This window comes from Streptomyces canus, assembly GCF_001514145.1.
Classification (GTDB): Bacteria; Actinomycetota; Actinomycetes; order Streptomycetales; family Streptomycetaceae; genus Streptomyces; species Streptomyces canus.
Genome location: NZ_KQ948662.1, coordinates 24,333 through 34,404, shown reverse-complemented (window position 1 = coordinate 34,404; position 10,072 = coordinate 24,333). Strand labels below are relative to the sequence as shown.

Annotated in this window: 8 protein-coding genes; 4 read left to right on the top strand and 4 right to left on the bottom strand. The window is 71.9% G+C overall.

What is annotated here, in order from left to right:
* A partial coding sequence (locus AQJ46_RS22710) for an electron transfer flavoprotein subunit alpha/FixB family protein (protein WP_167368221.1) occupies nucleotides 1–301 on the top strand: 301 nt, incomplete at its 5' end.
* A 58-nt stretch (nucleotides 302–359) separates the two neighbouring features.
* Here AQJ46_RS22710 and AQJ46_RS22705 read toward each other — a convergent pair.
* Complete coding sequence (locus AQJ46_RS22705; RefSeq protein WP_404828473.1) at nucleotides 360–1,223, bottom strand: endonuclease/exonuclease/phosphatase family protein; 864 nt, start codon at nucleotides 1,221–1,223, stop codon at nucleotides 360–362.
* Nucleotides 1,224–1,443: 220 nt separating this feature from the next.
* Between AQJ46_RS22705 and AQJ46_RS22700 the strand changes: the two genes are divergently transcribed.
* Together AQJ46_RS22700 and AQJ46_RS22695 are read left to right on the top strand one after the other, a co-directional pair.
* Nucleotides 1,444–2,748 carry a DUF6986 family protein gene (locus AQJ46_RS22700; protein WP_059207355.1) on the top strand — a complete coding sequence of 435 codons (1,305 nt, stop codon included), beginning with the start codon at nucleotides 1,444–1,446 and terminating at the stop codon, nucleotides 2,746–2,748.
* Between the two features lie 118 nt (nucleotides 2,749–2,866).
* Complete coding sequence (locus AQJ46_RS22695; RefSeq protein ID WP_059207354.1) at nucleotides 2,867–4,909, top strand: serine/threonine-protein kinase; 2,043 nt, start codon at nucleotides 2,867–2,869, stop codon at nucleotides 4,907–4,909.
* Here AQJ46_RS22695 and AQJ46_RS22690 read toward each other — a convergent pair.
* Together AQJ46_RS22690 and AQJ46_RS22685 are read right to left on the bottom strand one after the other, a co-directional pair.
* Nucleotides 4,855–5,655: a hypothetical protein gene (locus tag AQJ46_RS22690; RefSeq protein ID WP_059207353.1), complete on the bottom strand. Its 801-nt coding sequence runs from the start codon at nucleotides 5,653–5,655 to the stop codon at nucleotides 4,855–4,857. The genes AQJ46_RS22695 and AQJ46_RS22690 overlap by 55 nt on opposite strands.
* A 6-nt stretch (nucleotides 5,656–5,661) precedes the next feature.
* Entirely contained in the window at nucleotides 5,662–6,711 is a 1,050-nt protein-coding gene (locus tag AQJ46_RS22685) for a LacI family DNA-binding transcriptional regulator (protein WP_059207682.1), read from the bottom strand.
* Nucleotides 6,712–6,904: 193 nt separating this feature from the next.
* Here AQJ46_RS22685 and AQJ46_RS22680 point away from each other — a divergent pair, with 193 nt between their 5' ends.
* Nucleotides 6,905–7,855: an ROK family protein gene (locus AQJ46_RS22680; RefSeq protein WP_059207352.1), complete on the top strand. Its 951-nt coding sequence runs from the start codon at nucleotides 6,905–6,907 to the stop codon at nucleotides 7,853–7,855.
* An 84-nt stretch (nucleotides 7,856–7,939) separates the two neighbouring features.
* On the opposite strand, the gene AQJ46_RS22675 is transcribed toward AQJ46_RS22680, so the two are convergent.
* On the bottom strand, nucleotides 7,940–9,952 hold the full coding sequence (locus AQJ46_RS22675; protein ID WP_059207351.1) for an NPCBM/NEW2 domain-containing protein: 2,013 nt from the start codon (nucleotides 9,950–9,952) through the stop codon (nucleotides 7,940–7,942).
* Between the last annotated feature and the right edge of the window lie 120 nt (nucleotides 9,953–10,072).

Below are 10,072 nucleotides of genomic sequence, written 5' to 3'. Positions count from 1 at the left end.
TCTCGCCGACTCCCTCGGCGCGGCCGTCGGCGCCTCCCGGGCCGCGGTGGACGCGGGCTGGTACCCGCACACCAACCAGGTCGGCCAGACCGGCAAGTCCGTCTCCCCGCAGCTGTACATCGCCAACGGCATCTCCGGCGCGATCCAGCACCGCGCCGGCATGCAGACCTCCAAGACCATCGTGGCCGTCAACAAGGACGCCGAGGCCCCCATCTTCGACCTCGTCGACTACGGCGTCGTCGGCGACCTCTTCGACGTCGTCCCCGCCCTCACCGAGGAGATCAACACCCGCAAGGGCTGATCCCGCTCCGGGCGTACGAGGCCCCCGTGACCGCCGACGCGGTCGCGGGGGCCTCGGCTCATCCCAGGGTGAGCGTGGCCTGCACCGGCAGGTGGTCGCTCGGGAACTGCCCGTTCATGGCGAAGGTGTTGATCGAGGCCCGGTGGACGGTGGCGCCGGGCGAGGTGAGGATCCAGTCGATGCGGTCGCCGTCGGGGGTGAGGGGTTGGTAGCCGTGGAAGGTGGCGTACTGCCTGCCGCGTTCCACGGCGGCGTCCCAGGTGTCGACGAGACCCGTGGCGAGCAGGGTGTCGTACGCCTGGTTGTCGTGGGCCGTGGCGTTGAAGTCGCCGGTCACCACCACCGGTGACGAGCGGTCGAACTCGGCGATCTTCTGGCCGAGGAACTCAGCGGACCGCTCGCGCGCGTACTGGCCCACATGGTCGAAGTGGGTGTTGAGGACGTGGAACTCCCGTCCGCCGGCGGCCCGGTCCCGGAAGCGGACCCATGTGGCGATCCGGGGGAGCGCTCCACCCCAGGTGTTCGAGCCGATGACCCTGGGCGTGTCGGAGAGCCAGTACGTGTCGTGCTCGACCGGGGCCAGGCGCCGGGTGTCGTAGAAGATCGCCGTGGACTCGTCGTGGCTGCCGCCCTCGCGGCCGGTGCCGATCCAGTCGTAGTGCGGTCCGAGGTCGGCGTGGATGTCGCGCAGTTGCTGGTAGAGGCCTTCCTGGGTGCCCATCAGGGTAGGGGCCTCCTGACGTAACAGCCGGCGCATCACCGGACGGCGGGCGGCCCAGCTGTTGGGTTCGGAGGTGCTGGCGAAGCGGAGATTGAACGTCATGACATCGAGTCGGCGGTTGGTCGGCTTGGCGGCGGAGGCCGGCAGCGTGCCCATCAGCGGCACGGTGACGGCGGCGGCCATGGCGGTTCTGAGGCCCATGCGACGCGTCATTCTGTGGGTGTCCGACATGTTGTTCCCTCCCGACGGGACAGGATGAATGTTCGAACCGGAGTGCGGTAGAGGGCGTAGGGGTTCTCGGCGCCTCGAATGAACGCGGTGGCTCATGCTGTGGACGGGGTGTTGACCGTCCGGAGGCTTCGTGGATAACTTCGCTCTACGGATTGTTGATTCCGTAGAGCGGAAAACTGGAGGATGTGGGATGGGTCAGGGCCAGCAGGAGCAGGTGGCGACGAGCCTCGCGGGTGCCGTCAGCGAGGAGATCAGCGCCTCCCTCGCGCCGGTCGACGCCGAACTGGAGCGCCGCTACCCCGGAGACCCCGGCACCCGCCAGCCCGTGCACACCGTCTACGTCCCCGGTGACGCCTTCGCCTCCGACACCATCCGGTCCTGGGGTGACAAGGCCCTCGCCGCCCTCGACGAACACGCCCCGGACGCCGCGTCCTTCGCCGCCGTCCTCGGGTTGTCCGACGCACTCGCCGAGCCCGTCTACGCGCGCGTGCGGGCCAAGCTGGAGCACGAGCCGATCGAGGACCTGCGCGTCGACTTCGAGGACGGCTACGGCCCGCGCCCGGACGCCGAGGAGGACGAGACGGCGGCCCGCGCGGCACGGCTGATCGCCGAGGCGTACAAGAACGGCACGGCGGCCCCGTACATGGGCATCCGCATGAAGTGCATGGAGGCGGCCGTCCGGGACCGCGGCATCCGGACCCTCGACATCTTCCTCACGGGCCTCATGGCGGCGGGCCATCTGCCCGAAGGGCTGGTGCTGACCCTGCCGAAGGTGACCTACGCCGAGCAGGTCACCGCGTTCGTCCGGCTCCTGGAGGCCTTCGAGAAGGCCCACGGACTGGACTCCGGCCGGCTCGGCTTCGAGATCCAGATCGAGACCAGCCAGTCCATCCTCGCCACCGACGGCACCGCCACCGTCGCTCGTATGATCCAGGCCGCCGAGGGCCGCGCCACCGGACTGCACTACGGCACCTTCGACTACAGCGCCTGCCTCGGCGTCTCCGCCGCCCACCAGGCGAGCGACCACCCCGCCGCCGACCACGCGAAGGCGATCATGCAGGTCGCGGCCGCGGGCACCGGCGTACGGGTCTCGGACGGCTCCACGAACGTCCTGCCGGTCGGCCCGACGGCGAAGGTCCACGACGCCTGGCGACTGCACTACGGCCTGACGCGCCGGGCGCTGGCCCGCGCCTATTACCAGGGCTGGGACATGCACCCCGGCCACCTCCCCACCCGGTACGCGGCCGTGTTCGCCTTCTACCGGGAGGGCTTCGAGCAGGCCGCCGGCCGACTTGCCCGGTACGCGGGCCGGGTCGGCGGCGACGTCATGGACGAGCCGGCCACCGCCAAGGCGCTCAGCGGCTATCTGCTGCGCGGTCTCGACTGCGGCGCCCTCGACATCGCCGAGGTGGTCCGGCTGACGGGGCTGACCCGCGCCGACCTGGAGGGCTACGCGGCGCCCCGGCGCGGTGACCTGACCGTCTCCACGAAGTAGCACGAAGCAGGCGGAGAAGTAGCGACCCTGTCACGGTCGCAACCACCGGCTGAAGTCGTCACCCCTGCCCCGTAGTCTGTACGGCACGCATTGACGTGTTCACAGGAACGGGGCAGCGGTGTCTTCGGGGGAGACCAACGGAAAGGGCCAGGACGACGCCGGTCGGCTGCTGGCCGGGCGTTATCGTGTCGTGGCCCAGCTCGGTCGCGGCGGCATGGGCGTGGTCTGGCGGGCCGTCGACGAGGTCCTCGGCCGCGAGGTCGCCGTCAAGGAACTGCGCACCTACACCGACGCCGACGGCCCGGAACTCGCGGATTTGCGGTTGCGGATGCAGCGGGAGGCGCGTGCGGCGGCCCGGGTACGGCATCCCGGCGTCGTCGCGGTGCACGACGTGGCCGAGGTCGACGGGCGTCCGCTGATCGTCATGGAGCTGGTCGACGGGCCGTCCCTGGACGCCGTACTGCGCAAGAGCGGCCCCCTCGACCCGCGTGAGGCGGCCGGTATCGGCGCCAAGGTCATGGACGCGCTGGCCGCCGCCCACGAAGCCGGCGTACTGCACCGGGACGTCAAGCCCGGCAACATCCTGCTCGACCGCTCGGGCCGCGTCCTGCTGACCGACTTCGGCATCGCCACCATGGACGATCCGGGCGACGGCTCGGCCACGAACCTCACCCGCACCGGTCATCTCGTCGGCTCCCTGGACTACATGGCCCCCGAGCGCGCCCAGGGTGCCGATCCGGGACCGGCCTCCGACGTGTGGGGCCTGGGCGCCACGCTGTACGCGGCGGTCGAGGGAGCCTCGCCGTTCCGCCGTACGTCGACGTTCTCCACGCTCACTGCGATCGTCGGCGAACCGCTCCCCGAATCCCGCCGTGCCGGCCCCCTCGGCCCGGTTCTCCAGCGCCTGCTGGACAAGCGTCCCGAGGCGCGCCCGGGGGCCGTGGAGGCGCGCGGGCTGCTGCAGGCGGTGGCGGACGGGGCCGGGCCGGACAGCCCTACGACGACCTTGCGGGGTACGGCGGCTTCGACGGGTACGCCGGGTTCGGCGGAGCAGGCCGAGACGGCACCCGACGCTCCGGCGGCGCCGGTGGCATCGGCCGGTCCCGGGCCGACGGACCCGACGAGGCCGTCGGCGGCGCAGAGGGCTGAGCAGGGCCAGGGTCCCGGTGAGCACGAAACGGCGGGGACAGTGGCCGCGCAACCGACCGCGCCCGCGGCGGCCGCCGAGCCCGGGACTCCAGGACAGGGCACCCCGGACGCTGCTGCCGGGGCCCCGGCGCCGTGGTGGGTGGCGTCCGGCTCCCAGGAGGGTGCGCCCGGAGCGGCCGGTCTGCCGGGGCAGGGCCCCGGCGTGTTCGCCTCTCGGACCGGTGGCCCGGGGCAACCCGGGCCACCGGCTCACGGTCACGGGCCGTCCGGGCTCCACGACCCGCTCCCGACGGGCCCCATGACCACCGCGCCCCGGTCCCGTCGCAAGGGCCGTGTCCTGCTCGTCGCCGCGGCGGTCACCGTCGTTCTCGCGGTGGCCGGAACAGCGGTCGCCGTGCTGAACAACTCGGGTGACGCCGAGGCCGACGCCCGTCCCACCCCGACCGTCACCACGGCGAAGGCCTCCACCTCCGCCCGCACCGACGCCGACCGGTCCAGCAGTCCCGAGCCCACGGGTGGGGACGACAAGAAGACCCCGAGCGCGGAGGAGACGTCCGGCGACGACGGGGGATCCAAGCCCACGAGCCGGGCCTCCGCGTCCGCCACGGCCAACTCCTCCGGCGGTGGCACCTCAGGGGGCGGCGGCTCGGACGGTTCGTCCGGCGGCAGTGGCTCCGGCGGCTCCGGGGACGGAGGCACGACCGGGGACGGCGGCGCCGGCACCCCGGCCCCGGCCTGCACCGCCATCGGTGGCGGCAAGTACAACTGCACCGTCTGGAAGACCGCCACGTCCTACACCGCCTCCGGCGCCGAGGCCGGTGTCCTCAACGCGGGCACCAACTACTTCTACTGCCAGTCGAACCTGGGCCGCCGCGAGACGTCCGGCGAGTGGACCAACGTCTGGTGGGCGAAGACGGACGACGACAGCGGCAACACCGGCGTCTATGTCAGCGACGTCTACCTCAAGGGCGGGAACAACGACGAGCCGGTGCCGGGACTCCCGGTCTGCTGAACCGTCACGTACCGCTCCAGGCCGGACTCCGTGACCCGCTTCTCCTCGGCGAACAGCCTTGTGCCCGCCGCGCACAGCTGCCGGTCGGCGCGGGCCCGTGCCACGAACTCCTCCGGCGTGACGCCGAACAGCTCACGCAACCGGGCCGACCCCACGAGGAGTTCGGTCAGCAGCTCCCGCTGGCCGGGGTGGATGCGCGCGGTGCCGGTGCCGTCGTGCAGGACGCCGTGGCGGTTGACGTACGAGTGGACACCCGGCAGGGTCACGCCGCCCGGCAGCTCGACCCGCACCTCGGGGGAGGGCAGCCAGGCGCGCCCGTAGTTGCCGTTCGGCAGCGGCACCCCCTCGCTCGCGTCGATGATCGCCAGTTGCTCGGCGTCCAGCCAGATGACGAACAACTCCCGTACGGCGTCCGGGGCGTGGAAGGGAGACGCCGACACGTATCCCATGCGGCTCACGTGCGCGGACACGCCCACGTCGACGCCGGTCACCCGTGTCCTCACCATCGGGATCGGCGAGGTGATCCCGAACTCGGCCATCTTGTGCCGCAGTTGGCCGGGACTGGCGTTGGAGCCGACCGCGAGGAGGGGAGCGCGGTCCTCGTGCACCAGCCGGTCGTGGGGCAGGGGCACCAGCCGGTCACCGTCGAGCAGCGCCGAGTCCGCCGGCCAGGCGCCGGGATACAGCAGCGGGTGATCGCGAGGTGCCTCGGCCAGACCGAGGGTCTCCAGGCTGAAGTCGTCCATGGCAGCTCAGTCCGCCGGCGGCAGCTCGCCCGAGCCCCGGGTGATCAGTCGGGTCGGCAGTTCGATCCGCTCCGGCGTCAGCAGCGTGCCGTCCAGCTGGCGGAACAGCCGCTCGGCGGCCGTACGGCCCAGCGTAGCCGCGTCCTGGGCGACGACCGTGACGCCCGGCTGCAGCAGATCGGCGAGTTCGATGTCGTCGAAGCCGACGAGGGCGACTCGGCGGGTGTGTTCGGCGAGGACACGGACCACGGTGACCGTCACCCGGTTGTTGCCGGTGAAGATCGCGGTGACGGGGGAGGGGCCGGCGAGCATCCCCTCGGCCGCTCCGCGCACCCGCACCGGGTCGGTGACGCCCAGCGACGTCCAGGCGTCCGCCACCTCGATGCCGGCGTCCTCCATGGCGGCCCGGTACCCGCGCAGCCGCTCGGCGGCCGTGTGGATGCGGGGCATGTCGCCGATGAAGCCGATCCGCCGGTGGCCGTGGGCGATGAGGTGGGCCACGGCGTCGCGGGCACCGCCGAAGTTGTCGGAGAGGACGACGTCGGCGTCGATCCGGCCCGCCGGACGGTCCACGAACACCGTGGCCACGCCCGCCTTCAGCTCCGGCTCCAGATAACGGTGGTCGTCACCGGCCGGGATGACCACGAGGCCGTCCACGCGCCGGGCGCACAGCGCCAGCACCAGTTCCTGCTCGCGCTCCGGGTCCTCGGCGCTGGAGCCGTTGATGAGCAGAGCGCCGTTGGCCCGGGCCACCTCCTCCACCGCGCGGCTGAGGGGGCCGTAGAACGGGTCGGCGAGGTCCTCCAGGACCAGGCCGATGCTGGCCGTACGGCCCTTGCGCAGGACGCGCGCGCTGTCGTTGCGGCGGAAGCCGAGGGCCTCGATGGCCTCCCGCACCCGGTGCTCCGTCTCGGGTGTGACCCCCGGTTCGCCGTTGACCACCCGGGAGACCGTCTTGAGCCCGACGCCGGCCCGCGCGGCCACGTCCTTCATGGTCGGACGGTTGCCGTACCGGGTCGTGGCGAGGCGGTCTGCTCGGCTGTGGGTGTCGGGCACGATACGGCGTCCTGTCCTGTCGTCGACGGGGATGTGGCGGTCCATGATTTTGTATGAGGATGTGGCGTCGAGCATAGAGCCTGGACAACGTTGTCAGAAGCGGGAGACACTGTCCACCGCAATCTGTCGGCCTGCGCCCCACCGCGAGACCGCCTGTCCATTCCTCAAGGTTGACCGGGGAGAACTGACACTGATGCACACCGACCTCGTGGCTGCGCTCGACATCGGCGGCACCAAGATCGCCGGAGCGCTGGTGGACGGCCACGGCCGGATCCTGCTCCGGGCACAGCGCGCCACGCCCGCGCAGGAGGACGGCGACACCGTGATGCGCGCCGTCGAGGAGACCCTCGGCGAGCTCACGGACTCGCCGCTGTGGGGGCGCGCGGGCGCCCTCGGCATCGGCAGCGCTGGCCCGGTGGACGCCTCCACCGGCACCGTGAGCCCGGTGAACGTGCCCGGCTGGCGCGACTATCCGCTGGTCAGCCGGGTGCGTGCGGCGGCCGGCGGGCTCCCCGTCGAGCTGATCGGAGACGGTGTGGCCATCACGGCGGCGGAGCACTGGCAGGGCGCTGCCCGGGGGCACGACAACGCGCTGTGCATGGTCGTGTCGACCGGTGTGGGCGGCGGGCTGGTGCTGAACGGCCAACTGCACGCCGGGCCCACCGGCAACGCCGGGCACATCGGGCACATCAGCGTCGACCTCGACGGCGACCCGTGCCCGTGCGGTGCGCGCGGCTGTGTGGAGCGCATAGCCAGCGGTCCGAACATCGCCCGGCGCGCGCTGGAGAACGGCTGGCGGCCCGGTCCTGACGGTGACACGTCCGCCGCCGCGGTGGCCGACGCGGCCCGGGGCGGCGATCCGGTCGCCGTGGCCTCCTTCCAGCGGGCCGCCCAGGCGCTCGCCGCCGGTATCGCCGCCACCGCGACCCTCGTCGAGATCGACATCGCCGTCATCGGCGGCGGGGTCGGCAAGGCGGGTGACGTCCTCTTCGAACCGCTGCGCAAGGCCCTGGGCGACTACGCGACCCTCTCCTTCGTCCAGCGCCTGACGATCGTGCCCGCCCAGATGGGCACGGACGCGGGGCTGGTCGGCGCGGCCGCGGCGGCGCTCGCGAAGCAGGCGGACACGGCAGCGGCGGTCTGACGCCGGGGTGGTGCGAGGCGCCGGCGATGTCGGCAGAAACGTTCACTTGGCGGCCGGGTCCGCGAACCCGGCCGCCAGGCGCCGTCAGCAGCTCAACCGCGCGTCCGCCCAGTCCGCGTGGTCCGAGTCGATGCCGTCCCCGCCGTCGGTGACGACGAGCCGGACCAGCCGGGCGCCGGTGATGTCCGCGGTGAGCGGCTCGGCCGGGAGGGCGTTGGTGAGGACGCCGGTGGACGCCACCTTGGTGCCGTCCGCCCAGACCTCGAAGGCGACGGTGCCGTTCGCGCCCTTCTCGTCGTCGACGCCGACGTCGGCGGTGACGGTCTCGCAGGCCGCGCCCGTGTAGTACTCGACGGCGCTCTCCGCGTGCACCCCGAGCCCCTTGGCGTAGACCACCCCGCCCAGGGTGATCGGATGACCGTCGCCCGCGGCGCTCTCTCCATTGCTGGTGTTGCGTTCCACGGGTCCGTAGCCGTTGGCGGCCGACAGCCACGGAAGGTCACCGAGATCCGAGGTCCCGGCCGGCGGCGGCACCACTACGGTCGCGGTGAACGGCAGCACGTTCTCGACCCGGAGACCGGCCGGTGAGCGGTAACTCGCCTTGAGTGTCAGGTCGTACGACCCCGTCGGCGTCCCCTGTGGAGCGGTGACCGTCCACGTCGTGCGCAGCGAGCGGCCCGTGGACAGGGCCTTGGAGGTGGTCGGCGAGGTCGGCTTCACGGCCCACCCCCCGGGGCCGGACAGCCGTACCGAGACCTGCCGGGCCGGGGTGCGTCCCAGGTCGGTGACGGTCGTCGTCAGCGGGGCCCGCGTGCCGGCCTGGACCAACGGACTGCCGTCCAGGCCGAGTTCCACGGCGGGTGGGTGCTGGTTCCACCTGCGGTCGGCAGCGACCCGTACGAGGACCGTTCCGTGCGCCGGGACGGTCGCCGAGATGGTGCCCGCGGTGTTGTAGCTCTTGTGCTGCCACAGGTCGCGCAGGGTGTACGCGGCGGCGTCGGGCAGGCCGACGGCCGCGGCGGTGGTGGCGATGCGCTGCGGGCTGCCCGTCTCGTTGAACAGGGCGACCGCGCGGCTGCCGTCCTTCATCTCCTTGGCGACGACCCGGCGTCCGCCCTCGGAGGAGACGACAGAACCCTGCTTGCCCAGCGGGTCCTGGTCGACGGCGATGACCTCCTTGTTGCCGAGGATCTCGAAGGTCTCGTCGGAGGCCGTGCGCAGGTCGCTGCCGATGAGCAGAGGGGCCGCCATGACCGACCACATCGAGAAGTGCGAGCGGTACTCGGTGGCCGTCATGCCGCCGTTGCCGACTTCCAGCATGTCGGGGTCGTTCCAGTGGCCGGGGCCCGCGTGGGCCGCGAGGGGCAGGTTCTGCTTGAGGATGGACAGCATCGAGCCCCAGGTGTCGCTGATGTCGCCGGTGGTGCGCCACAGGTGTCCGACGTCGGCGGCCCACTCCCAGGGCTTGTTCTGGCCCCATTCGCAGATGCTGTAGACGATGGGTCTGCCGGTCGCCTTGAGGGCGTCGCGCATGGTCGTGTAGCGCAGTCTGGCGTCCACGCCCTGGTTGTTGCAGTTGTCGTACTTGAGGTAGTCGACGCCCCAGTCGGCGAACTGCTGTGCGTCGCTGTACTCGTGGCCCAGGGCGCCCGGGAAACCGACGTTGCTGCACGTCTTCGTGCCCGCGCTGGTGTAGATGCCGAGCATGAGGCCCTTGGAGTGCACGTAGTCGGCGACGGCCTTGATCCCGTTCGGGAAGCGGACCGGGTCCGGGACGAGCTTGCCGTCCGCGTCCCGGGCCGGCAGGGCCCAGCAGTCGTCGAGGTTGACGTACTGGTACCCGGCGTCCTTGAGGCCCTTCTCGACGAAGATGTCCGCGATCCCCTTGACCATGGACTCGTTGAACTCGGCCCGGCAGTGGGTGGAGTTCCAGTTGTTGAAGCCCATCGGCGGGGTGAGGGCCAGGCCGTCGGCCAGTGCGGGTGACGCCGGCCCCTCCTCGTCCGCGACGGCGGGAGCCCCGGGCACCGCCAACAGCAGCACGGTGAGTGCGGCGACCGTCCTTCGGCGAGTTGTGCGGGTGTGAAGGTGACGCATCGTTACGTTCCTCCGAACCGGCAGAAGGTGCGATGACGGCATGTACGCGTCATTCGGTGTGGGTTAAAGGTAGGACGTGTTGGACTGTGGTGGAAGAGAGCGGCACGGCGTACGGCAGCG